Origin of the sequence: Saccharothrix sp., assembly GCF_031180885.1 — a bacterium.
Classification (GTDB): domain Bacteria; phylum Actinomycetota; class Actinomycetes; order Mycobacteriales; family Pseudonocardiaceae; genus Actinosynnema.
The window spans coordinates 41,003-65,172 of the sequence record NZ_JAPSLK010000012.1; the positions used below are offsets into that span (position 1 = coordinate 41,003).

General features: G+C 73.0%; 20 protein-coding genes. 5 read left to right on the forward strand and 15 right to left on the reverse strand.

From position 1 onward, the window contains the following. Positions 1-3: 3 nt before the first annotated feature. On the reverse strand, positions 4-369 hold the full coding sequence (locus tag RIN75_RS16985; protein WP_309112905.1) for an Rv2175c family DNA-binding protein: 366 nt from the start codon (positions 367-369) through the stop codon (positions 4-6). 185 nt (positions 370-554) lie between these two features. Between RIN75_RS16985 and RIN75_RS16990 the strand changes: the two genes are divergently transcribed. Beyond that, a complete protein-coding gene (locus RIN75_RS16990; RefSeq protein ID WP_309112906.1) occupies positions 555-2,663 on the forward strand; it encodes a PASTA domain-containing protein in 2,109 nt (702 codons plus the stop codon). A 533-nt stretch (positions 2,664-3,196) separates the two neighbouring features. Here RIN75_RS16990 and RIN75_RS16995 read toward each other — a convergent pair. Continuing rightward, complete coding sequence (locus tag RIN75_RS16995; protein WP_309112907.1) at positions 3,197-4,585, reverse strand: class II 3-deoxy-7-phosphoheptulonate synthase; 1,389 nt, start codon at positions 4,583-4,585, stop codon at positions 3,197-3,199. Positions 4,586-4,649: 64 nt separating this feature from the next. Here RIN75_RS16995 and RIN75_RS17000 point away from each other — a divergent pair, with 64 nt between their 5' ends. Next, a complete protein-coding gene (locus RIN75_RS17000; protein WP_309112908.1) occupies positions 4,650-5,669 on the forward strand; it encodes a DUF2891 domain-containing protein in 1,020 nt (339 codons plus the stop codon). Between the two features lie 50 nt (positions 5,670-5,719). On the opposite strand, the gene RIN75_RS17005 is transcribed toward RIN75_RS17000, so the two are convergent. The 3 genes from RIN75_RS17005 to RIN75_RS17015 form a co-directional block, all read right to left on the reverse strand. After that, positions 5,720-6,745 (reverse strand): 6-phosphofructokinase, encoded by a 1,026-nt coding sequence (locus RIN75_RS17005; RefSeq protein ID WP_309112909.1) that lies wholly within the window; start codon positions 6,743-6,745, stop codon positions 5,720-5,722. A gap of 77 nt (positions 6,746-6,822) precedes the next feature. Next, positions 6,823-7,335: a polyadenylate-specific 3'-exoribonuclease AS gene (locus RIN75_RS17010; RefSeq protein WP_309112910.1), complete on the reverse strand. Its 513-nt coding sequence runs from the start codon at positions 7,333-7,335 to the stop codon at positions 6,823-6,825. A gap of 65 nt (positions 7,336-7,400) precedes the next feature. Then, positions 7,401-8,117: a lysophospholipid acyltransferase family protein gene (locus RIN75_RS17015; RefSeq protein ID WP_309112911.1), complete on the reverse strand. Its 717-nt coding sequence runs from the start codon at positions 8,115-8,117 to the stop codon at positions 7,401-7,403. 195 nt (positions 8,118-8,312) lie between these two features. Between RIN75_RS17015 and RIN75_RS17020 the strand changes: the two genes are divergently transcribed. Continuing rightward, on the forward strand, positions 8,313-8,786 hold the full coding sequence (locus RIN75_RS17020; RefSeq protein ID WP_309112912.1) for a hypothetical protein: 474 nt from the start codon (positions 8,313-8,315) through the stop codon (positions 8,784-8,786). Between the two features lie 398 nt (positions 8,787-9,184). On the opposite strand, the gene RIN75_RS17025 is transcribed toward RIN75_RS17020, so the two are convergent. From RIN75_RS17025 to RIN75_RS17050, 6 genes are all read right to left on the reverse strand, one after another. Next, complete coding sequence (locus RIN75_RS17025) at positions 9,185-10,156, reverse strand: ROK family glucokinase (protein WP_309112913.1); 972 nt, start codon at positions 10,154-10,156, stop codon at positions 9,185-9,187. Further along, positions 10,150-10,545, reverse strand: a complete 396-nt coding sequence (locus RIN75_RS17030; RefSeq protein ID WP_309112914.1) for a hypothetical protein — start codon at positions 10,543-10,545, stop codon at positions 10,150-10,152. Before RIN75_RS17030 ends, RIN75_RS17025 begins: the two co-directional genes overlap by 7 nt. Next, a complete protein-coding gene (locus tag RIN75_RS17035; RefSeq protein WP_309112915.1) occupies positions 10,545-11,735 on the reverse strand; it encodes an ArsA family ATPase in 1,191 nt (396 codons plus the stop codon). Before RIN75_RS17035 ends, RIN75_RS17030 begins: the two co-directional genes overlap by 1 nt. Continuing rightward, positions 11,732-12,169 (reverse strand): SRPBCC family protein, encoded by a 438-nt coding sequence (locus tag RIN75_RS17040; protein ID WP_309112916.1) that lies wholly within the window; start codon positions 12,167-12,169, stop codon positions 11,732-11,734. The genes RIN75_RS17035 and RIN75_RS17040 overlap by 4 nt, the downstream gene beginning before the upstream one ends. A gap of 155 nt (positions 12,170-12,324) precedes the next feature. Further along, positions 12,325-13,113, reverse strand: coding sequence for a metallophosphoesterase (locus RIN75_RS17045; RefSeq protein WP_309112917.1), 789 nt, complete (start codon positions 13,111-13,113; stop codon positions 12,325-12,327). Between the two features lie 11 nt (positions 13,114-13,124). Then, positions 13,125-13,505 carry a polyketide cyclase / dehydrase and lipid transport gene (locus tag RIN75_RS17050; protein WP_309112918.1) on the reverse strand — a complete coding sequence of 127 codons (381 nt, stop codon included), beginning with the start codon at positions 13,503-13,505 and terminating at the stop codon, positions 13,125-13,127. A 111-nt stretch (positions 13,506-13,616) separates the two neighbouring features. On the opposite strand from RIN75_RS17050, the gene RIN75_RS17055 reads away from it, so the two are divergent. Next, positions 13,617-15,425: a long-chain fatty acid--CoA ligase gene (locus RIN75_RS17055; RefSeq protein WP_309112919.1), complete on the forward strand. Its 1,809-nt coding sequence runs from the start codon at positions 13,617-13,619 to the stop codon at positions 15,423-15,425. A 445-nt stretch (positions 15,426-15,870) separates the two neighbouring features. Beyond that, positions 15,871-18,756 (forward strand): BTAD domain-containing putative transcriptional regulator, encoded by a 2,886-nt coding sequence (locus tag RIN75_RS17060; RefSeq protein ID WP_309112920.1) that lies wholly within the window; start codon positions 15,871-15,873, stop codon positions 18,754-18,756. Here the strand turns inward: RIN75_RS17060 and RIN75_RS17065 are convergent. From RIN75_RS17065 to RIN75_RS17080, 4 genes are all read right to left on the reverse strand, one after another. Continuing rightward, the gene (locus RIN75_RS17065) at positions 18,743-19,873 is read right to left on the reverse strand and encodes a glycosyltransferase family 4 protein (protein WP_309112921.1); all 1,131 of its coding nucleotides are present in this window, start codon (positions 19,871-19,873) and stop codon (positions 18,743-18,745) included. The two genes, RIN75_RS17060 and RIN75_RS17065, sit on opposite strands and share 14 nt — an antisense overlap. 10 nt (positions 19,874-19,883) lie before the next feature. Continuing rightward, positions 19,884-21,152 carry a hypothetical protein gene (locus RIN75_RS17070; protein ID WP_309112922.1) on the reverse strand — a complete coding sequence of 423 codons (1,269 nt, stop codon included), beginning with the start codon at positions 21,150-21,152 and terminating at the stop codon, positions 19,884-19,886. A gap of 187 nt (positions 21,153-21,339) precedes the next feature. After that, positions 21,340-22,374, reverse strand: coding sequence for an NlpC/P60 family protein (locus RIN75_RS17075; protein ID WP_309112923.1), 1,035 nt, complete (start codon positions 22,372-22,374; stop codon positions 21,340-21,342). A 303-nt stretch (positions 22,375-22,677) separates the two neighbouring features. Then, positions 22,678-24,036, reverse strand: a complete 1,359-nt coding sequence (locus RIN75_RS17080; protein WP_375295974.1) for an NYN domain-containing protein — start codon at positions 24,034-24,036, stop codon at positions 22,678-22,680. Positions 24,037-24,170: the final 134 nt, after the last annotated feature.

A 24,170-nucleotide genomic window follows, 5' to 3' on the forward strand; every position in this document is an offset into this window, starting at 1 on the left:
AACTCAGAAACCCATCGCCTGGGCGCGCCGCTTGACCTCGCGACCGCGGTCGCCGCGCAACGCCTCGATCGGCGTGCCCGGCAGGGTGTCGTCTTCGGTGAACAGCCAGCGCAGGATCTCATCGGTCGAGTAGCCGGAGTCGCGCAGCACCGTGATGGTGCCGGGCAGCCCCTTCACCACGCCTCCGGCGGCGAGGAATGCGGCGGGGACGACGAGGACACCGTTGCGGCGCTCGGCGAGCAACTGGCCGTCGCGCAGCAACTGGTGGACACGGTTGATCGGCAAGCCGAGACGCTCGGCGACCTGCGGGAGGTCGAGCACCTCCAGGTCGGGAGCCAGCACATCCGCAGCGGCAGGAATCGCACTCACAGGCGCCACGATGCCACAACGCGAGGAGCAACGCCCTGCGCCAACCGGGTGGTCGGGGTACACCCGCGGGTCGCTTCCCGGACACCCCCTGTTTCATGCGACTTTGACACGGATCCCACACGCGGGTGGGGATGCTCGCAGCGCACGGCATCGGTCGGTTCCACCCCACCGTACGATCCACGGCTGTGGAAAGGTCGGCGACGAACGTGATCGGCGGGCTGCTCGAGCAGCGCTACCGAGTGGGCGCCCTGGTGGCACGCGGCGGCATGTCCACCGTGTACCGGGGTGTCGACACGCGCCTGGAGCGGCCGGTGGCGATCAAGGTCATGGACCCCCAGTTCTCCTCCGACCCGCAGTTCGTGGCGCGGTTCGAGCGCGAGGCGCGGGCCGCGGCCGGGCTGCACCACCCCGGCGTGGTGGCGGTGCACGACCAGGGCGTCGACGAGGACCGCGTGTACCTCGTGATGGAACTGGTGGAGGGCGGCACCCTGCGCGACCTCCTCAACCAGCGCGGCAAGCTGGACGTGCCGCTCGCCCTGACGGTGCTGGAGCGGGTCCTGTCCCCCCTGGCCGCGGCGCACCGGGCGGACCTGGTGCACCGGGACGTGAAGCCGGAGAACGTCCTCATCGGGCGCGGCGGCGCGGTGAAGGTGGCGGACTTCGGCCTGGTCCGGGCGGTGTCGACGCCGGGCATCACCAGCGACAACACGACCATCCTGGGCACCGTCGCCTACCTTTCACCCGAACAGGTGACCAACGGCTCGGCGGACGCCCGCAGCGACGTCTACGCGGCCGGCGTGCTGCTGTACGAGATGCTGACCGGCACGCCCCCGTTCGTCGGCGAGAACGCCATCTCGGTGGCCTACCGGCACGTCAACGACGAGGTCCCGGTGGTGCCGGACGTGCCCGCCGAGGTCGCCGAACTGGTCCGCCGGGCGACCCGCAAGGAGCCGTTCCTCCGACCGGCCGACGCCGAGGCGTTCCTGTCGGAGGTGGAGACGGCCCGGGCCGCGCTGGGCATCGCCGCGGTCGACGTGCCGGCGGTGACGCCCGCTGCACCGACGCCGCCCGGTTCGCTCGGCTCGTCGGGCTCGTCGGGCTCGTCGGCGGAGGCCACCGCCATCGCCCCGCTGAACCCCGCCGCGGAACCGGCGACGGTCCGCGTGCAGCCCGTGGGAGTGGGCGCCGGCACCGCCGTCGCCTACGCCGAACCGACCGTGCCGGTCCGCCGCCCGGAGCCGGCCGGCCCGCGGGGCACCATGGCGATGCCCCGCGGCCTGCTGACCGACCCCGCCACCGGCACCCCGCCCGGCGGCACCCGGACCGGCGGCCCTGGTGGTTCCAGACCGCGCCCCAAGCGGCCCCCGCGCAAGAAGACGCCCGAACAGCTCCAGGAGGAGATGCGGGCGCGCAGCAAGAAGCAGCTCATCACGTGGATGAGCATCGTGGTCGTGGCGGCGATCGTCATCGGCCTGACGACCTGGTGGCTGTCCATCGGCAAGGTCGCGTCGGTGCCCAACGTGGTCGGCAAGGAGCAGGAGGTGGCCACCTCGATCATCGAGGACGCCGCCCTGAAGACCGCCGTCAGCACGGAGAACAGCAACGACGTGCCGAATGGCCAGGTCCTGCGCACCGACCCGCCGGCCGGGACCGAGCTGACCCGGGGCGACCTGGTGAAGGTCGTGGTGTCGCGGGGCAAGCCGGTCGTCCCGCAGGTGGCGGCCGGGTCGGAGACGGCGGTGGCCGAGCGGGAGATCGCGTCGGCGGGCTTGAAGTCCCAGCTCAACCCGGCCGATGACGCGTTCAGCGACCGGGTGCCGAAGGGCAAGGTGGTGACGCTCAAGCCCGCGCCCGGCACGCCCGTGGACATCGGGACGACGGTGACGATCGTGCTGAGCAAGGGCGTGGAGCCCAAACCGGTGCCGAACGTGAAGGGCAAGACGAAGGACGAGGCCTTCGCCGAGCTGTCGGCCGCGGGCTTCGAACCGGTGGAGGGGCCGCAGGAGCCGTCCGGCGAGGTGGAGGGCGGCCGGGTGGTCCGCACCAACCCGGCGGCCGGGACGACGTTGACCGGGGACAAGCGGGTGACGGTCATCATCGCGGCGGACCGGGGCGTGCTGGTGCCGAACGTGGAGGGGAAGAAGGTCAAGGAGGCCAAGGAGGAGCTGCAGAAGGCCGGGCTGGAGGTCGAGGTGCAGTTCAACAACCGGGACCGGGCGACCGTGGTGAACCAGTCCGTCCGCGGCGGCGAACGCGTCCCGAAGGGCACCAAGATCGTCCTGATCGCCGTCTGACCTCAGCCCCCGCCGGCCGCCCCCGCCCAACGCTCCACCACGTGGCGGGCGGCGGGCGGCAGGCAGTGGTGGCCAGCCGCAGCGGCGGCGGCAGCGGTCGGGCGGCGACGGCCGGCGGGCTGTTCGACCGCGCCGGAATTGTCGGTGTCGGATGAGATAATGGTTCCGGGGGCCGGAGGCCACGCCCGCCGCAAATCACCGCACGTCCGGCGACCGCATGCCCGCTGGCTGTCGCCAAGCCGCCGAGCCCGGCCCGCGCTCAATCAGCCGCGCCCAGCCAGCCAGCCCACGCCAGCCCACGCCAGCCAGCCAGCCCACGCCAGCCAGCCAGCCCACGCCAGCCAGCCAGCCCACGCCAGCTAGCGCGCCAGCCAGCCAGCCCGCCAACCCGCGCGCCAGCCAGCCCGTCCGCCCGAGCCAGCGCCGAGCCCTGCCCTGCCCGGCCCGTCCGTCCGCGCCCAGCCGGCCACGAAGCACAACGCCCCGGCGGTCCGGAAAGGACTGCCGGGGCGTCTCGGTCGAAACTCGGTGCGTCAGCTGCGGAGCATCTCCGCGACCAAGAAGGCCAACTCCAGCGACTGCTGGGTGTTCAACCGCGGGTCGCAAGCGGTCTCGTAGCGCCCGGCCAGGTCGGTGTCCGAGATCTCCTGCGCGCCGCCCAGGCACTCGGTCACGTCCTCGCCGGTCAGCTCGATGTGGATGCCGCCCGGGTGGGTCCCCAGCCGCCGGTGCACCTCGAAGAAGCCCTGCACCTCGTCCACGATCCGGTCGAAGTGCCGGGTCTTGTACCCGGTGGACGACTCGTGGGTGTTGCCGTGCATCGGGTCGCACTGCCAGATGACCTGGTGACCCGACGCCGTCACCTTCTCCACGATCGCCGGCAACACGTCCCGCACCTTGCCGTTGCCCATGCGGCTGATGAGCGTCAACCGACCGGGCTGGTTGTACGGGTCCAGCCGCTCCACGTACTCCACCGCCATCTCCGGCGTGGTCGTGGGGCCGATCTTCAGGCCGATCGGGTTCGCCAGCAGCTCGGCGAACGCGATGTGCGCCCCGTCCAGCTGCCGGGTCCGCTCGCCGATCCACAGGAAGTGCGACGACAGGTCGTACAGCTTGGGCTGGTCACCGGCGGTGTCCAGGCGCAGCAGCGCCCGCTCGTAGTCCAGCAGCAGCGCCTCGTGGGAGGCGAAGATCTCGGTCGTGTGCAGCGACGAGTCGTCCACACCGCACGCCGACATGAACCGCAGGCCCCGGTCGATCTCGGCGGCCAGCGCCTCGTACCGCTCGCCGGCCGGCGAGGTGCGCACGAAGTCCTTGTTCCACTCGTGCAGCCGGTGCAGGTCGGCCATGCCGGCGGTGGTCATCGCGCGCAGCAGGTTCATCGCGGCGCCCGCGTTGGCGTACGCGCGGATCATCCGGGACGGGTCCGGGATGCGCGCCTCGGGCGTCGTGACCAGCGAGTTCACGATGTCGCCGCGGTAGGACGGGAGGCCCAGCGCGTCGATGTTGGACGAGCGCGGCTTGGCGTACTGACCCGCGATGCGGCCGATCTTCACCACCGGCAGGCTCGCGCCGTAGGTCAGCACCACGGCCATCTGGAGCAGGGTCCGGACGTTCGCGCGGATGTGCGGCTCGGTGTTGTCCGCGAACGTCTCCGCGCAGTCGCCGCCCTGCAGCAGAAAGGCCTCGCCGCGCGCCACGCCCGCGAGGTGCTCGCGGAGGCGGTCGATCTCGGCGGGCACGGTGATCGGCGGCACGCTCTCGAGCACCGCGCGCACCCGGCGCACCTGCTCGGCGTCCGGCCACTCGGGCTGCTGCGCCGCGGGGCGGCCCAGGGCGTCGTCCAGTCGCGTGCGAAGCTCGGGCGGAAGCGGCGGCAGCTCGGGAAGCGTGTCCACGGGCACGTCCACAGTCCAGTTCACGTGTTAAGGGTAGGGCGTCCACACTGAGAGACGGGCCCGGGTTGGCCTGGGCATGATGAGCGTCATGCCCGTCACCCCTGCGGATGACCACCTGGTGGACGACGACACCGCCCAGCGCCTCCTGTCGACCGCGACCGCGAACGTCCTGCGCGACCACCCCGTGCACTGGACGCACGTGATCGATTCCGACGCGGGGCTGGTGCCGCAGCGGGTGCTGCACCCGGTGTTCGCGGGGTCTTTCGACTGGCATTCGTGCGTGCACCAGACGTGGTTGATGGTCCGCCTGCTGCGCCTGCGCCCCTCCCTGACCGGCGCGGACGAGGCTCGCGCCGCACTCAACGCCTTGATCACGCCCGAGGGCTGCCGGGCCGAGGCGGACTTCTTCGCCGGTCCGATGGGCAAGTTCTGGGAGCGCCCCTACGGCTGGGCGTGGCTGCTCGTGCTGGACGCCGAGCTGCGGACGTGGGGAACGTCACCGTGGTCGCTGGAGCCGCTGTCGAACGTCCTCCGTGACCGGTTCCTCGAATGGGTGTCCCACGCCCGCCTGCCCATCCGCGCCGGCACGCACGCCAACACCGCCTTCGCGACCGGCCTGGTCCTCGACGCGGCCCGCGCGGTCGGTGACACCGAACTCGCCCGGGCCTGCGCGGAGGCCGCCCTGCGCTGGCACCGCGAGGACCGCGACTACGGCGGCTTCGAACCGGACGCGGCGGACTTCCTGTCCCCCGCGCTCACCGAGGCCGACCTCATGCGCCGGGTCCTGCCCGACTTCCCGACCTGGTTCGAGGCGTTCCTGCCGAACCTGGAGGAGGCGCGCTGGAAGGTCCTGCGCGAACCGGTCCCCATCGACGACCCGGGCGACCCGTACGGCTCCCACCTGGTCGGGCTGGCCCTGTCCCGGGCCTGGTCGTGGCGGTCCATCGCCGAGGCCCTGCCCGAGGGGCACCGCTACCGGGAGCCCGCGCTGACCGCGGCCGACGACCACCGCGAGGCCGGCCTGCGGTACGTCTCCGGGCACGGGTACTACGCCGAGCACTGGCTCGGCACGTTCGCCGCCTACCTGTCCCTGGGCGCGTTCTCCTAGACGCAAAAAGGCGCCTCCGGACGGGTCCGGAGGCGCCTTCCGCAAAGACCTCAGCCGAAGAAGACCTCGGCCTCCGCGTACCGCTCCAGCGGCACCGTCTTCAGCTCCGCCGTCGCCTCGGACAGCTTCACCCGCACGATGTCCGTGCCCTTCAGCGCGACCATGACGCCGAAGTCGCTCTCGGCCACCGCGTCCACCGCGTGCAGGCCGAACCGGGTGGCCAGGACGCGGTCGTACGCGGTCGGGATGCCGCCGCGCTGGGTGTGGCCCAGGACGACCGCCCGCGACTCCTTGCCGGTGCGCTCCGCGATCTCCTCGGCCAGCCAGGTGCCGACGCCGCCCAGCCGCACGTGGCCGAACGCGTCCTTCTCACCCGAGTGCAGCACCTCCGCGCCGCCCTCCGGCACCGCGCCCTCGGCGACGACGATGATCGGCGCGTACTGGCGCTCGAACCGCCGCTCCACCCACTCGACGACCTTTTCGACGCTGAACTGCCGCTCCGGCACCAGGATCACGTTCGCGCCGCCGGCGAGACCCGAGTGCAGCGCGATCCAGCCCGCGTGCCGGCCCATGACCTCGACGACCAGGGCCCGGTGGTGGGACTCGGCGGTCGTGCGGAGCCGGTCGATGGCCTCGGTGGCGATGTGCACGGCCGTGTCGAAACCGAAGGTGTAGTCGGTCGCGCCGAGGTCGTTGTCGATGGTCTTCGGCACGCCCACGACGCCGATGCCGTCGTCGGTCAGCTTCTTGGCCACGCCGAGGGTGTCCTCGCCGCCGATCGCGATCAGCGCGTCGACGCCCTGGTCGGCGAGCACCTGCCGGATCTTGTCGACACCACCCTCGATCTTGTACGGGTTGGTGCGCGACGAACCCAGGATCGTGCCACCCCGGGTCAGGATGTCCTCGACGTCAGCGAGCCCGATCGGCTTGGACAGGCCCTCGACGGGACCCTGCCAGCCGTTGCGGAACCCCACGATCTCCCAGCCGTGGACCTCGATGCCCTTGCGGACGACCGCGCGGATGACCGCGTTCAGCCCCGGACAGTCACCACCGCCGGTGAGCACACCGATGCGCATTTGCTTACCAATCTCTTCGTGGCGTGGGTCACCCAAGACTGACACGACCTGGATCGGTGCAGCAAGGCAGGGTCCACCTAGCGGACGGCGAACCCGCGGCGCAGGCGCTCGGCCTCGATCACCTTCCACCGGGCGAGGTTGTGCCGGGCGTCGGCCAGGGCGTCGTGGGCGTCCGCCGGCGCCTGCGGCAGGCGGGGTTTGCCGACGTCCTCCCAGCGCTGCCGCAGGTCCCGGGTGAACCGGGGCAGGCAGCGCGGGAGCGCCGGCATCGGACCCCACAGCTGGGCCAGGGCCACGTGGTCGTAGGCGGCGAACCACGCCCACAGCTCGATGTCGTCCCGGTTTGCCTTCGGGCCGCCGAGGAACTCCAGCAGGTCGTGGCGGATGCGCTCACGGCTGCGCCACGCCTTGTCCGCGGGCGGCGGCAGCTGGTTGAGCACGTTCGCCCGCACCCACGGCCCGGCCTTGTCCGGGTCGAACTCGGTGGAGACGGCGTAGAACTCGCGGCCTTCCTCGTCGACGACGCCGATGGAGACGAGGTCGATGGTCAACCCGTCTTCGATGAACTCACAGTCGTAGAAGAACCGCACCCACCAACCTTAGGGGTGACCGTCCGCCGACCATGAGGCCGGCTCGACCATGAGCACCGCTCGTCTCAGCCCGCCTTCGTCTCCGGCAGCCGGTCCGCGTCCGGCGCGGGCTGCTCCTTGGCCTTGGCGGCGTAGACGTCGACGTACTCCTGGCCGGACAGCTCCATCAGGGCGTACATGATCTCGTCGGTGATCGACCGCAGCACGAACCGGTCCCCGGACAGCCCCGCGTAGCGGGAGAAGTCCAGCGGCTTGCCGATCTTGATCCGGATCGGGTACGGCTTCCACATCCTGGAGCCGATCGGGTTCGCCTTGTCGGTGCCGAACATGGCGACCGGGATGACCGGCGCGCCGGACTCCAGCGCGATCCACGCGACGCCGACCTTGCCCTTGTAGAGGCGGCCGTCGGGCGAGCGGGTGCCCTCGGGGTAGATGCCGAGCAGCTTGCCCTCGCGGACGATCCGGACACCGGTGTCCAGCGCGGCCTGTGCTGCGGACGCGCTGGACCGGTCGATCGGCACCTGGCCGACGCCGGAGAAGAACCAGCGCTGGAAGGCGCCCTTGAGGCCCTTGCCGGTGAAGTACTCGATCTTGGCCGGGAAGGTGACCCGCCGGGAGAGCTTCAGCGGCAGGAAGAACGAGTCGGAGACCGCGAGGTGGTTGGAGGCGAGGATCGCCCCGCCCTCCTTCGGGATGTTCTCGGCGCCCTCGATGATCTTCGGTCGGAAGAACAGGTTCAACAGAGGCCCGAGAAAGATGTGTTTCATCAACCAGTAGAGCACCGCTGGGAGCGCCTCCTCGACGTGCTTCGATCCCCGGCGGCCAGCGTACGGATGCGACCGCACCAGGCACAACGAAGACGCGCGTTCGGCCGGTACGGTCGCAAGTGCCACCGGCTGCCGTAATCCGCAACACAACGGGCCCGTGGGACGATGAACCCTGGCAGAGGACGCGCCTGGAGGGGTTGGAACACGCCGATGAACTCCCGACGGGACCCGACGGACGGCCCGGAGGACGTGGACGCCACGTTCGCCGAGATCGTGGCCGGGCTCGAACGCGAAGGCGTGGGCCGGACCTGGTCCGACCCGGCGGACCCGGACGCGTTCGACGACGACGAGACCGAAGCCGAACCCGCGCGCCCCACCCGGCCCGAGGGGCAGCCGGCCGTGGCCACGGCCGACGACGACGAGGACGACGACGACCCGGACGACCACTTCGTACCGCCGGAACCGCCCCCGCTGCCCGCCCTGCGCCCCGGCACGATCGCGGCCCTCCTCCTGATGCTGCTCGGCGTGGTGCTCCTGGTTGCGCCCGGCCTGTTCGGCCTGACGGCCGGCATCGGCACCCCGCTGGCCCTGATCGTGCTGTGCTCGGGCGCCGGTTGGCTGGTGCTCCGCATCCGCAACGGTCCTCCGCCGGACTCCGGCTGGGACGACGGCGCGGTCCTCTGACGATGGGGCGGTCCTTTAGGGGGACGGTCCTTTAGGGGGACGGTCCTTTAGGGGGACGGTCCTTTAGGGGGTTGTCTCGCGTCGGTCGGGGGTTGTCTCGCGTTGGGCGTTCCGCCCGCCCACCCCCTCCCAGGCCTACCCCGCACAAGCCAGGCGCGCGGCGCGCGCCAAGCGCGCTTCGCGCGCAAGCCGCCGCAGGCGGCCCCGCCGAAGGCGGGTGCATTTGGGGCTTTTGCGAGGGGGCCTGGGAGGGGGTGGGTGGGCGGAACGCCCAACGCGAGACAACCTCCAATGAACCCCGAGCGCCGGCCCCAACCCCGAGCGCCGAACCCCGAGCGCCGACTCTAAGCTCCCCGATCGCCGAACCGCCGTTCAGCGCCGCCGTTCAGCGCCCTCGTTCAGCGCCTGCCGTTGCGTACCGACCGGGTGGTTGCCGCCTCCCGGGCCAACGTCGCCACCCCGACGATCCCCGCGTCGTCGCCCAACTGCGCCGTCCGGATTCGGGCAAGCGGCCGGTGCCCCGCGCCGGTCACCACCGCCGCGTACCGCTCCCGCGCGTCGTCCAGGAACAGCGGCGCGGACTCGGACACCCCGCCGCCGATCACGACCACCTCGGGGTCGTAGACGTCGGCCACCAGCGCCAGGCCCTCGCCCAGCCACCGCGCCAGGTCGGCCATCGCCCGCTTCGCCAGCGGATCACCGTCCCGCGCCGCCGCCGCGACCCGCCGACCGGTCACCGCCCGCGAGTCGCCCAGGGCCTCGCGCGCCAGCAACGTCGACACCCCGGGGTGCCGCGCCAGCAGTTCCACCGCGGTCGTGGTCAACGCGGTCCCCGAGCAGTACCGCTCCCAGCACCCGTTCTTGCCGCACGGGCAGGGCCGCCCGTCCGGCACCAACCTCAAGTGCCCCAGTTCCGGCGCCACCCCGTGCGCGCCGCGGAACACCTTGCCGTCGATCAGCAGCGCCCCGCCGATCCCGGTGCCGATCGCGACCAGCGCCGCGATCCGCGCCCCGCGCGCCGCGCCGAACCGGTGCTCGGCCAGCGCCGCCGCGTTGGCGTCGTGCTCCAGCACCACCGGCATCCCGACCCGCTGGGCGATCCGGTCCGCCACCGGCGCCTGCCGCCACGCCAGGTGCGGCGCGAACCGCACGGTCCGCCGGTCCGGCGCGACGAACCCGGCCACCGCCAACCCCACCGCGGACACCCTGTGCCGGGACGCGACCTCGGCGACCGCCGCCCCGATCGCCTCCTCCAACGCCTCCTCGCCGGACGGCGTCGCGGCCCGGGCGGTGTCCAGCACGGCCCCGTCCGCGTTCACCACCCCGGCCCGCACGCTGGTCCCGCCGACGTCCACGCCGACGGTCAGCAAGGCGACGACTTCTTCCGCACCACGGGGATGCGCTGCACCCGCGGCTTGGCCTCGGCCGGCTCCTCCGGCGGCGCGGGCTCGGGCTCGGCCAGCGCCGCCCGCAGCACCGCGATCAACCCGGCCACGTGCTCGGCCGCCTTGGCCGCCAACTCCGACCGCTCCCCGCGCACCAACGCCACCGCGTTGCACAACGGGCACCACCCGCACGTGCCCGGGTCGTGCGCACCGCCGGCGTGGGCAGATCCGCCGGCGTGGGCAGATCCGCCGGCGTGGGCGGACCCGCCACCATGGGCGGCGCCTTCCCCGGACAGCTTGTGCAGCCAGGGTTGGGCGCGCTCGGCGGCGGCGTCGAGCAGCAGGCGCAGTTCTTCGGCGAGCTTGGGGTCCATCACCGCATCCAGAGATCGGGGTCGGGGCGGAACCGCACCGCCAACCCGGTGTCGTCCAGTTCCGCGCCGACCACCACGCACCGCCGCAGCAACGACGGCAGCGCGACCAGCTTGCGCCGCCCGTCCACGGTCACCGCGAGGTCGTCGCCGACGCGCACCAGATCCAGGTCCGAATCCCCCACCGCCACGGCCAGCCGCAGCTCGTACTCGTCGTCCACGCGGACGACGTCGATCAGCGGCCCCTCCGCCGCCGCACCCTCCAACGGGTCGCCGTCCCCGTACAGCCGGGCGGCGATCTCCAGCAACGCCGGCAACCCCACCGGCTCGCCCGCCCGGTGCTCCACGCAGCGCACCGCACCGAGATCGGCCAGCGACGCCAGCACCGCGTCCTGCTCGGCCCGCCGCGTCCGCATCCACGAAGCCGCCGCGCCACGCGCCGCACCGGGGTGCGGCACGAGCCGGTTGGCCACCACGCCGTCCACCCGGATGCCCTGCAACGCCAGCGCGGTCACCGTCCGCCGGGTCTCCGCCGCGACCACCCGCTCCGGCGTGAGCACCAGCCGCACGCTGGTGGCCGGCGAGGTCAGCAGCACCCGCAGCTGTTCCAGGCTCTCCGCGAGCCGTCCGAGCGCGTCCGCGGTGGCGTCCCAGCGCTCGACCGACGTGCTGCCCGCGAGCCCCGCCAACAACCCGCGCACCACACGGCGGTGCGTGGGGAAAAGTCGCTCCAGATAGGACCCGAGGGCTTCCGGCAGCGACAGCAGCCGCAGGGTCTCGGCGGTCGGCCCGCAGTCCACGACCACGACGTCCCACGGCCCGGTCCCGGCCAGCCGCCGCACCTCCGCCAGCGCCAGCAGCTCCTCCACGCCCGGCAGGACGGTCAGCTCCTCGGCGTCCAGCTCGTCTACGCCCGCGCCGGCGAGCACCGTCCGCAGGTGACCGCGCAGCTCGCGCCAGGCGTCGTCCACCAGCGACCGGGGGTCGATCTGGGCGGCGTGCAGGCCCGCGTCCACCTCGGACACCGCACCGCCGAGCGGCACGCCGAACGCGTCGCCCAGCGAGTGGGCCGGGTCGGTGGACACGACCAGCGCCTTGCGCCCGCCGGCGGCCAGCGCGGCGGCGGTCGCGGCGGCCAAGGTCGTCTTGCCGACCCCGCCCTTACCGGTGAACAGCAGCAGGCGTGCGCTCATCCAGCGTTTTCCACCCGGCGCTTCAGCTCCTTGAGCGCGGTGTCCATGATCATCTTCTCCGCCTTGCGGCGGAACAGGCCGATCATCGGCACGACCAGCTGCACCGACAGCGTGTAGGTCACCTCGGTCGAGCCGCCGCGCGGGGCGAAGGCGTAGCTGCCCTCCTGGGACTTCTGCATCTGCCCCTTGACCAGGTGCCACGAGATCCGCTGCTCGGACCACTGGTCGTAGGCCAGCACGTACTCGTCCTTGATCGGCCCCTGGTCGATGTTGAACTTGACCTGCGCCGCGTACCCGTCCGCCCCGGTCTCCAGCACCTCGGTGCGCTTCACGCCGTTGGCCCACTCGGGGTAGGCGGCGAAGTCGGCGATCACCGCGACGATCTTCGCGGGATCAGCGTCGATCACGATGGACTGGGTGGACTCGTCGGCCATGCACGGCAGGCTAACAGTGTTGAACTGCCGCGACTCCGTCGCGGCGGCTCGGCCGCCCGGAGGGTCGGCTCATCGCGTCGCCTTTCCCGCCGATCGGAAAAGCTGATCGGCGGGAAAGGCGACGCGACAAGCCGACGGCGGCCTCGCGGTGGTGGTCACCATCGCAACACGTGGGGCGTGCCGCTTCGTTGGAAATGACCAACGTTCACGCACTCGGTCCACCCCACCCGAACCCGGCGAGCCAACGGCTGGTGGACGTGCCCGAACACCGACCACCGCGGCCGGACTTTGCGGATCATCTCCAGCAGTGACGTCGACCCCAGCTCCGGCCGTCGCGCCACCACGTCGTAGGTCAGCTCGGCCACCGCCGGCGGCACGTGCGTGCACAGCACGTCCACCTCGCCCAACCCCGCCAACGCCGCCCCGAACTCGTCGTCCGTGCGCAGGTACGGGTACCAGGGCGCGCCCGGCCGCCGCACGTACCCCGGCGACATGATCGCCCCGCCGGCGAACCCGAACCGCAGCCCGCCGATCTCCACCGACTCCCCGTCGAGCACGTGCACGCCCTCGCGCGCGAACGACGGCCACAGGTCCGGGCTGTCGACGTTGCCCGGCGTGGCGTAGGTCGGGGCGCTCATCGCCGGGAACAGCTCGGCGTACTGCTCCAGCACCGCCTCGCGGACCACCGACTCGGCGTCGTCGAGGCTGTCCCACAGCGACCGCATGTACCGGACGGTCTCCACGCCCATCCGGCCGCGCCGCAACCGCGCGAACACCTCGACCTTCTCCGGCCCGAACACCCGCCCGAGGATGCCCTTGCCGTGGTCGTAGTAGTCGACGAAGTCGACCAGGTCCCCCAGGACCACCAGGGCGTCCGCGCCGTCGCCTGCCCGGGCGAGGGCCTCGGCGTTGCCGTGGACGTCCGAGACGACATGTACCCGCACAGCCCCCGAATCTACGGCAGCGCGGGCGGCAGCCCCGGAGCCCGGCCGCCCTCCAAGGTCAACTTGAGGCCCAGCGAGACCTCCTTCGCGGCCAGCTGGCGGCGGCGCACCTCCTGCCGGACCCGCTTGGGCGTGACGTCGCCGCGGAGGTCGGCCCGGAGGAAGTAGTGCAGGAGCGTCCCGTCGAGCATCGGCTCCAGCCACACCTCCATCGTTCCGACCAATGCCCCCGCGACCGTCCAGCGCAGTCCCCGGATGCCCCGATCGAGGTAAACGTCCAGAATGAGGTCGGGCCAGTACCGCGCCCAGTCGGAGGGCTCGGCGAAGGCGCCCACGACCACCTCGGGAGGGACTGCGAGGAACGTCTCGTCCACCACGTCAACGCTCGGCACGGGTGGGAAGAGTGCCACGACACGGTCACGGAACGGTCCGCCGGCCTGTTTATCGCCGGAATCACACGCTAAGTTTCCTCACCGGTAACAAACAACCGTCCGGAGGTTGACGTGCGCGAGTTCAGCGTCCCGGCCACAGCGACCGTGGCCGCCGAGGAGAACCTCACCGACATGGTGTGGGCCAACGCGGAGCGCTTCGGCAACGCCGTCAGTTTCCGCCGCCGCGTCGACGGGACCTGGGTCGACGTGACCGCCCGCGACTTCGCCGCCCAGGTGCTGGCAGTTGCGAAGGGCCTGATCGCGGCGGGCCTCCAGCCCGGCGAGCGGATCGGCCTGATGTCGAAGACCCGCTACGAGTGGACCCTGCTCGACTTCGCCATCTGGCAGGCAGGCGGCGTGAGCGTGCCGATCTACGAGACCTCCTCCGCGGAGCAGGTCGAGTGGATCCTGTCCGACTCGGCGGCGAAGGCCGTGATCGTGGAGACCGCGGCGCACCGCGCGACCGTCGACTCCGTGGTCGCGGGCCTGCCCGAGGTGCGCAACGTGTGGACCATCGACGGCCCGAACGGCGACTCGGCGGGCGTGATCGACGAGCTGACCGGCCTGGGTGCCGCCATCACCGACGAGGAGGCCGCCGCCCGGCGCAAGGCGGTCGGCGCGGACGACACGGCGACGATCGTCTACACCTCCGGCACCACCGGCCGGCCCAAGGGCTGCGAGCTGACCCACCGCAACCTGCTGTCCGAGGTGCGCGCCGACATCCACGCGTTCCCGCAGCTCATGCAGGCGGGCGGCTCGCTGCTGGTGTTCCTGCCGCTGGCGCACATCCTGGCCCGCGCGATCGCCCTGTGCGGCACCTACACGCGGGTGACGCTGGGCCACACCGCGGACGTGAAGAACCTGGTCGACGACCTCCAGTCGTTCCGGCCGACGTTCGTGGTGGCCGTGCCGCGCGTGTTCGAGAAGGTCTACAACGGCGCGAAGCAGAAGGCGCACGCGGCGGGCAAGGGCAAGATCTTCGACGCCGCCGAGGCGACCGCCGTCGCGTACAGCCACGCGCAGGCGAGCGGGGGCGCGGGGCTGGGCCTGAAGCTCAAGCACGCGGTGTTCTCCAAGCTCGTCTACTCCAAGCTCCAGGCGGCGCTGGGCGGCCGGTGCATCGCGGCGGTGTCCGGCGGCGCGCCGCTGGGCGAGCGGCTGGCGCACTTCTTCCGCGGCGTGGGCGTGCCGGTGCTGGAGGGCTACGGCCTGACCGAGACCAGCGCGGCGGCGTGCGTGAACACCGAGGCGGCGTACCGGGTCGGCACGGTCGGCCGGCCGGTCGCGGGCACGTCGGTGCGCATCGGCGAGGACGGCGAGATCCTGATCAAGGGCGAGATCGTGTTCCGGTCCTACTGGAACAACGAGGCCGCGACCGCCGAGGCCCTGGAGGACGGCTGGTTCCACACCGGCGACCTGGGCGAGCTGGACGACGACGGCTTCCTCAAGATCACCGGCCGGAAGAAGGAGATCATCGTCACGGCCGGCGGCAAGAACGTCTCCCCGGCCGTGCTGGAGGACCGCCTCCGGGCGCACCCGCTGATCAGCCAGTGCATGGTGGTCGGCGACGCGCAGCCGTTCATCGGCGCGCTGATCACCATCGACCCGGAGTTCTTCCCGGCGTGGAAGGAGCAGAACGGCAAGCCGGCGTCGGCCACGGTCGCGGACCTGGTCGACGACGAGACGCTGCGCCAGACCATCCAGGCCGCGGTGGACGAGGCGAACCAGGCGGTGTCCAAGGCGGAGGCGATCAAGAAGTTCCGCATCCTGCCGGTGGACTTCACCGAGGCCGGCGGCGAAATGACGCCGAGCCTCAAGTTGCGCCGGGCCGTGGTGGCCAGCACCTACAAGCAGGACATCGAAGCGATCTACTCGGCGTGAAGCACCGACCCGCGCCACGGCAAGCCGTGTCGGATGGCGCCGCCTCCGGCGTCGCGGCTCGGCCGCCTGGAGGTCGGCCCATCGCGGCGTGATTCCACCGATCGGAAGGGCTGATCGGCGGAATCACGCCGCGACAGGCCGGCGCGGCCTCGCGGGTGGCGCGGGATCTCGCGCAGCAGTGGTTCGAAGTTGCGCCAATTGAGACCCTGGCGGTGTGATCGGCGCTACAGTTGGCCGGGAACAGACGAGTGGCCCGCACCGGAACCCGGTGCGGGCCACTCGACCCCCAGTGTTCGTTATCCGCTGGCGCGGATTCGAGAAGTTCTGTTGTCCCGGTCCCCCAACCGGGACGTGCTCAAGACTGCCTGAGCGCGCTGTCGTATCGCTGACGCGGCGATGACACGGGCCGTCAGCGGCCACGCGCGGAGGGCGGGGAACGGACGGGATGGCTGTCGGGTCGGGTCCGTGGTTCGGGCTGCTCGGCCCCCTCGACGTGCGCATCGGCGACCGGCCCGTGCCCGTCCGCGCGGGCAAGCACCGGGCGCTGCTGGCGGCGTTGTCCCTGCGTGCGGGCCGGGTGGTGGCCGTGGCGGAGCTGGTCGGGTTCCTGTGGGGCGACGACCCGCCGGCCCGGACCCGGGGCACCTTGCAGACCTACGTCATGCGGTTGCGCCAGCTGCTCGGGGACGCTTCGCTGATCCGCACCACCGCCGACGGCTACCGCTTGGTGGTGTCGCCGGAACAGGTCGACGTCCACCGGTTCACCACCGCGGCGGGTCTCGCGCGCCGGGCGGCGCTGGCCGGTGAGGCCGTCCGCGCCGCCGACCTCTACGCCGACGCGCTGGCCCTGTGGCGCGGGCCGGCGCTGGTCGACGTGCCGTCCGAGGCGCTGCGCCGCGCCGAAGCGCCCCGGCTCGCCGAACGGCTGCTGACCGTCCACGAGGAGCGCAACGACGTCGAACTCGCGCTGGGCCACCACGAGCGCCTGGTGCCCGACCTGCGCGCGCTGACCGCCGACCACCCGCAGCGGGACCGGTTCCGGGCGCAGTTGATGACCGCGCTCTACCGGTGCAGCCGGCAGGCCGAGGCGCTGGAGGTGTTCCGGCAGGCGGCCAACCCCGGCCCCGAGGTGCGCGCGCTGCACCGGGCGATCCTGCTCGGCGACCCGGCGCTGGCCGCCCCGGGCGGGCCGCCCGACCCGGACGTGCCCGACCAGTTGCCGCCGGACGCGCCGGACTTCGCGGGCCGGGCCGACGCCGTCGCGCGGGTCACCGATCTGATCGCCCCGACCGGGACCGCGGTGCCCGTGGTGGCGGTCACCGGGCCGGCGGGGGTGGGCAAGACCGCGCTGGCGGTGCACGTGGCGCACCGGCTGCGGGACCGGTTCCCGGACGGCCGGCTGTACGCGGACCTGCGCGGCTCGGACCGCGGCCCGGCGACGGCGGACGTGCTGACCCGGTTCCTGCGCGCCCTGGGCGTGCCGCCCGAGCAGATCCCGGTGGACTCCGACGAGCAGGGCACCCTGTTCCGCACGCTGCTCGCGGGCCGCCGGATGCTCGTGGTGCTCGACGACGCCACCGCCCCCGACCAGGTCCGCCCGCTGCTGCCCGGGACCGCCGACTGCCCGGTCCTGGTGACCAGCCGGCACGACCTGCGCGGCCTGATCGCCGTGGACGGCGCCCGCCGGGTCGCCCTGGACGTCCTGAGCACCGAGGACTCCCTCGAACTGCTCGGCGCCACCGGGCCCGCCGCGCGGGAACTGGCCCGGCGCTGCGGCGGGCTGCCGCTGACCCTGCGCGTCGCGGCGGCGGCCACGACGAACGGATCCGTCGACCGGTTCCTGGCCCGCCTGGGCGACCGCGACCCGGTGGCGGCGGCCCTCGACGGCCTGCCCGAGGCCGCCCGCCGGCTGTTCGGCCTGCTCGGTGTCGTGCCGGGCCCGGACATCACCGCCGAGGCCGCCGCGCACGCCGCCGACCTGCCGGTGGACGCCGCCGCGACCCTGCTCAACCAGTTGGCCGCCGCCCGCCTGGTCCAGGCCCACGGTGGCCGCTACCGCCGGCACGAGGCCCTGACCGGCCCGCCCGCGTCGCCCGAGGAGGTGTCCGCGGCCCGCGTGCGGCTGCTGCGCTTCTACGTGCGGGCCGTGGACCACTGCGCCGAACTGCTCTACCCGGACCTGATGCGCCTCCCGCCGTCCGACGGGACCGCCGTCCGCCTGCCCCGCGTCGAGACCGCCGCCCAGGCCCGGGCGTGGCTGGACGCGGAACGCCCCAACCTGACCGCCGCGATCCGCTCCGCCGCCGAGCACGGCCCCGCCGACGTCTCCTGGCGGCTGGCCGACGGCCTGCGCGGCTACCTGTGGATCGGCAAGCACGTCACCGAGTGGCGCACCGCCGCCCGCTACGGCCTCGACGCCGCCTCCGCCCACCACGACCGGGCGGGCCTCGCCGCGATGCACCAGAACCTGGGCGCGCTCCACTGGCGCCTGGGCGACTTCCGCACCTCCACCGCCCACTACACCCGGGCCGTCGAACTGCACCGCGCGGCCGGCGACCACGTCTGGGAGGCCGGCGTGCTCGGCAACCTGGGCCTGGTCAAGCTGGACGCAGGCGACCTCGCGGGCGCCCGCGACGACCTGGAGACCTGCCTGGCGCTGACCCGCGAGGCGGGCTGCGCCAAGAGCGAGGCGGCGGTCCTCACCGGCCTGGGTGTGCTGGCGATCGACACCGGCGAGCTGGCCGAGGCCGAGGACCTGCTCACCGAGGCCCTGTCGATCAGCACCGGACGCGGCAACCCGGTCGGGCGGATCTCGGCGCTGACCCTCCTGGGCCTGACCGCGCGGCTCCGGGGCGACCCGACCCGCGCGTTGACCCACCTGGACGAGGCCCTGCGGCTGAGCACCGAGGCGGGCTTCCGCGAGTCGACCGCCCGGGCCCTGGAGAACGCCGCCGCGGTCCACCTCGACCTGGGCGACCCGGGCACGGCGCTGGCGCTGGCCAACCGGGCTTTGACCGAACTGGCCGAGGACGGCGACCAGCGCACGACCACGAACGTCCTGGTCGTCCTGGCCGCCACCAGCCGGGCCACCCGGGACCTGCGCACCGCGGACGAGCAGTACCAGCAGGCCTTGACCAAGGCCCGGCACATCGGCTACCGGTTCGGCGAGGCCAACGCTTTGGTGGGCCTGGCCGCCGTCCGACGCGAGCGCGGCGAACTGGTCGAGGCGAAGGCCCTGGCCACCCGGGCGGTGGACCTCACCGCCACCCACGGGTTGAAGCTCATCGAGACGGCGGCCCGGGCGGAGCTGGCGAACCTCACAGATCGATGAGAGCCGCCAAGCGGTCGGCCAGGTCGTCCCAGCGCCACTCCCTGGTGACCCAGTCACGGCCGGCCTCGCCCATCTTCGCGGCCAGGTCCCGGTCCGCCAGCAGGCGACCCACCTCGGCCGCCACCGACGACACCGCGCGCCCGTCCACCACCGTGCCGGTGATGCCGTCCCGCACGGTCTCCGGCGCGCCACCCGACTGCCCGGCGACCACGGGCAACCCGGTCGCCGAAGCCTCCAGGTACACGATCCCCAGACCCTCGACGTCCAAGCCACGACCCCGTGTCCGGCACGGCATGGCGAACACGTCACCGGCGTTGTAGTGGGCGGGCAACTCCGACCACGGCACGGAACCCGTGAACACCACGTGCTCCGCGACGCCCACAGACTCGGCCAGGCGCTGCAACGACTTCCGGTACGGCCCGCCGCCCACCAGCAGCAGCGCGGCGTCCGGGGCCAGCCGCCGGATCTCCGGCAACGCCCGCACCAGCACGTCCTGGCCCTTGCGCGGCACCAGACGGGACACGCACACGACCACCGGCCGGTCACCCAAGCCGTACCGGGCGCGGATCTCCACGCGGGCCACGGGGTCCGGGGCGAAGATCGAAGTGTCCACACCGGACGGAAGGTGTTCCAGCGCCGCCATCGGACCGAAGGCGGCGGCGAAGCGGGAACGGGTGTAGCGGCTCACGAACGTGACGACGTCCACAGAGGACCCGATGGCGCGCAACGACTGCCGTGCCGCGGGCAGCATCGACCACCCCACCTCGTGGCCGTGGGTGGACGCGACGACCCGCGCGGCGCCCGCGTTGCGCAGCCACGGCGTCATGAGCGCCAACGGTGCCGCCGCGCCGAACCACACCGCCTCGCAGCGCTCGGCGCGCATGATGTCCGACGCCCGGCGCAGCACGTCCGGTGTCGGCAGCATCAACGTGCCCGGGTGGCGCACCACGGGGAACGGCTGGGCCGCGTCGAACTCCGGGTGGGACCCGGAGGGCGACTCCCACGACGGCGCGTAGACCACCAGGTTCGGCAGGCGGGTGGCCAGGGCGTGCAGGTAGGCCTGGATGCCACCGGGCCGGGGCGGGAAGTCATTGGTCACCAGCAGGGTCCGACGCACGCGCCCCACGTTACGGGAACGCCGCCCGGAGGAATTGCTGCCAGCCCCGCACCAGCCCCGCCACGTCCTCGCCGGTGGCTTCCAGCACGAGCGCGTCCATCCGCTCCGGCGACACCCGGCCCGCGCCCGCGATGCGGCGGTGCAACTGGACGAGGCCCGGTTCACCGAGCCGTTGCGCCAGGTACAGGTTGAGCGACCAGGACTGCTGGTAGGCCAGTTCCATGGACGGGCCGCGGAAGTCGGCGTCGGCGGGCAGCCGGGTGGGCAGTTCGCGTTGCAGCTGGGCGGCCAGGGCGGGCGCCGCCTTGCGCGGGGGCACGTCACTGCCCCGGTAGCCCACGTAGTCCGCGAAGCCCTCCAGCAGCCACATGGGCGCGCCGTCCACGGTCTCGCCGCGCGCGGCCACATGCGTGATCTCGTGCCGCAGCAGGACGCGCAACGACAGCGGTGACAACACGCTCGCGCCCGTCGGGTTCAGCACCACTCGCTGGCCCTGCGCGGTGTGCGTCTCGGCGTCGACCCGGTCGGCCACCGCGACCCCGGCGATCGACCCGTCGGCGAGCCCCGGCCCGACCAGGGCGCGCATCTCCTCGACGTTCCCCGGGATCAGCACCGCCACCTGCCGCGACCAGGCTGGGCCCCACACCTGCGTCACGGTGTCCACGGCGGTGTCCAGTTCGGCCAGCACCCGCGCGGCCAGCGGCTCGCCACCGGGGTGGCTCAGCACGAACCCGCCGGTCCCGGTCAGCACGTGGCACGGCCCGAAGTCCCACGGACCGCGCCAGGTGCGCTTGCCCAGCGGCTCCAGCGCGGTGTCGGAGTTGAGGAACCACCGGTCGCCGCGCCGGGTGAACAGGTAGGCCATCGGCTGCGTGCTGGGCACGACGTCCACCCCGCGCAGCCGGTAGGCCAGCCGCACGTCCGGCGCCCACACCTGGTCGGCGGCGGGCGGCGTGATGCCGGCGAGGTTCGTCTCGCCCTCCAGCCGGTACTCCCACTCCCCCACCGGCACGGCGGCCAGGTTGCGGAACAGCTCCCGCTGCCGGCGGACGAAGTCGGGATCGGCCTGCGGATCCAAGTCGGCGGTGAACGCCGCCTCGTCCCGCTCCAACACCGCCCGCGCCCGACGCTCAAGCAGATCGTGGACGGCCTGCTCACGCGGGTCCGACACGGCGACCGGCGGCGGCGCGGGCGTCTCCACCGGGGTCACGGCCAGCCCGAGCCCCGTCAGGAAGGTCATCGTCACCGCGATGGCCAACAACACCCGAACGCGCCTCACGTGCCTCCTGAAGTCGAACAGGGCCACCCTCGTCATGAGGATGGCCCTGCCCGACAGTATCCATTGCGCCGCCTTCGGCGTCGCGGCGAGGCCGCCTGGAGGTCTGCTCGTCGCGCCGTGTTCCGCTCCGATCGAAAAGCGTGATCGGAGCGAAGGCGCCGCGACAAGCCGACGCGGCCTCGCGTCGTCAGCCCGCGATGCGGCGCATGGCGTAGATCGTGCCCGGGTCCTCCAGGTCCACGATCTTCACCGGAACACCGTCGGTGGACGCGTGCACGACGCGCGCGTTGTCCACCGCCATGGCGACGTGGTTGCCGCCGTTGTAGATGATCAGGTCGCCCGCGGTGACCTCGCCGCGGCTCACCGGGCGGCCGGCGCCCGCCTGGCCGTTGGAGGTGCGCGGGATGGTCACGCCGGCCGACGCGTACGCCTTGGACGTCAGGCCCGAGCAGTCCCACAGGTCCGGGCCGGTCGCGCCGTAGCGGTACATGTCGCCGCGCTGGGCCAGGGCGAACTCCAACGCCTCACCGGCCACGCTCGCGGGCACCGCGATGTTGGACATGTCGCCGCGGTCGCTCAGGATGCCCCGCTCCTGCGCCGTGAGGCGGTTGAGCTGGGCCTTGACCTCGGTGATCTGGCCCTGGAGGTCCGCCTGGCGCTTCTTGACGTCCTCGGCGATCTTCGCGGCCTCGTCGGTCGCGTGCTGCGCCTTGGCCTGCGCGTCCGCGGCGCTGGTGCGCGCCTGCTCGGCGGCCTGGACGGCGCCGGACAGCTTGTCCAGGGCCTCGTTGTTGTCCGCGGCCAGCACGCCCAGGGCGGACATGCGGTTCAGGAAGTCCTGCTGCGAGTCGCTGACCAGCAGCGCCGACAGCTGGTTGAACCGCGCGCCCTCGAACGAGGCCTCGGTCAGCTTGTCGACCTGGACGCGGAAGGCCTCCTCGTCCTTGCGGGCCTGCTCGCCCGCGGCGCTGGCCTGCGCCAGCTGCGCGTTGGCCTGGTCGAGCGCGGCCTGGTTCTGGTCGCGCGCCTCCTCGGCCCGCAGCAGCTCCTCGTTGAGCTTGGTGGCCTCTTCGGCCAGCTCGTTGTACTTCTTCAGCGCGTCGGAGGCCGTGTTCGGCTGCGCACCTGCGGGAACCGGGGACGTGAGGCCCACCGCAGCGGCGGCCACCGCCGTGGCCGCGATCGCCCCGCGCACACCGCGCTTGAGTCGTTGCGACGCCACAGTCGCGTGTCACTCCTAACGGTCTTCGAACCGCCTACCGGGCGGGGACGCGCACGCGTCTACCCGACAGTCCCGACTCGCGTGGTCCGGCTCGGCACCCCGACAGGCCGATTCGGCGGTGAACTCGCGTCGCCGCCCAGGCTGGACGGCTGCCCGCCGCGAGATCTCGGCCAGGTTACGAAAGGTGAGGCCCCACGTCCAGCCACGGGGTCCGGAAAACCGTTCTCCTTCACCGATTTCCCCGAACGGCCCACCGTTGACCTCGGGGTGTGACCCGCCGTGGTGTGAAAAACACGACGCGTGTCACACCCGGCCCAACCGGGCGAGCAGCACCGCCGAGGGCACCGGGTGCGCGCCCCGCCGCCGGACGGAGTCCGCGACCGCCCGGTCGGAGGTCACCACGACCACCGGACGGCCCTCCGGCTCGGCCGTCACCAGCGCCCGGATCACGTCGTCGGCCAGCACGCCGGGGTCGCTGAACAGCACCCGCACCCCGCGCGGCGCGCTGGTCGGCACGGCCACCACGCCCGCGCCGTCGAACACCAGCGTCACCTCCGCGCCGGTGCGGGCGGCCAGGACGGCGAGCTGGTGCACCAGCCGGTCCCGCTGGTCGGACAGCGACAGCTCGGGGTAGCCGGTCTTGGTGACGTTGTAGCCGTCCACGATGAGGTGCACGGCGGGCAGCGCCAGCAGCCGGTCCAGCGCCGCCGGGTCCTCCACCCGGCCCACCGCGCCCTGCGCCGCGCTGGCACCCCGCACCAGGTCCGCCGGCCGCGGTCCCGCGCCGCCCAGCGCCAGTTCCCGGCGCAGGCCGTTCACCGCGCCGTCGAGGGTGTCCACCAGCAGCGCCAGCCGGACCTCGTCGGCCTGCCGGGCCTCCTTGGCGGACTGCCGGGCCACCTCGGCGTCGGCCTCGGCCCGCTGCGCCTTGGCCCGCTCGGTCTCCGCGCGCTCCCGCTCCCGGTCCCGTTCGGCGGCCAGCCGGCGCACCTCGTTCTCCGCCTCCGCGCGCACCCGCTCCGCCTGCGCCTTGGCCGACTCGGCGGCGTCCTTGGCCTCGCGCAGCCGCACGCCCTGCTCGCGCAGGCGCTTGCGCAGCCGTTCCAGCTCGACGTCGGCCTCCTCGCGGATCTTGTCCGCGATCCCGGTCGACTCGGCGCGCTCGGCCCGCAGCCGTTCCAGCTCCTGCTCCAGCCGTTCGGCGCGCTGCACGGCGTTGTCCCGTTCGGACCGCAGGTGGGCCTCGGTGGCGCGGCGGGTGACCAGCTCCACGAAGTGCGCCGCGACCTCCTCGTTCTGCAGGATCGCCGCCGCGCCCGCCGCGACCGGGTCCGGCGCGGTGGTCTCCAGCGCCGCCGGCCGGTTGCGCTGCAACCACTCCACGACGGCCGCGCGGAACGTGGAGGAGGTCTTCAACCCGTTGAGCAGGATCGTCGCCCCCAGCCGCGCCCGCTTGGTCGGCGCGAACCGCGCGACGGCGCGCAGCTGCTGCGGGACGTCGACTTTGGCCAGGTCACCGAGGGCGTCGGCACTCAGCTCCGCCAGCCGGGCGCGCAAGGGCTCCGGCAGCACCCCCCAGTCCACAGTGGACTCGACGGGCGCGTCCGGCTCCCCGGTCTCCCCGGTGACGGGCTCGTCGGCAGGCGCTATCGGGTCTTGCACCCGTACAGGGTATGGCCCCGCCCTACCCCGCACTGTGTTGGATTGCCGCGACTCCGTCGCGGCGGCGAGGCCGCCTGGTAGTCGGCTCGTCGCGGTGCGTTTCCCCGATCGAAAAACGTGACCGGCGGGAAGGG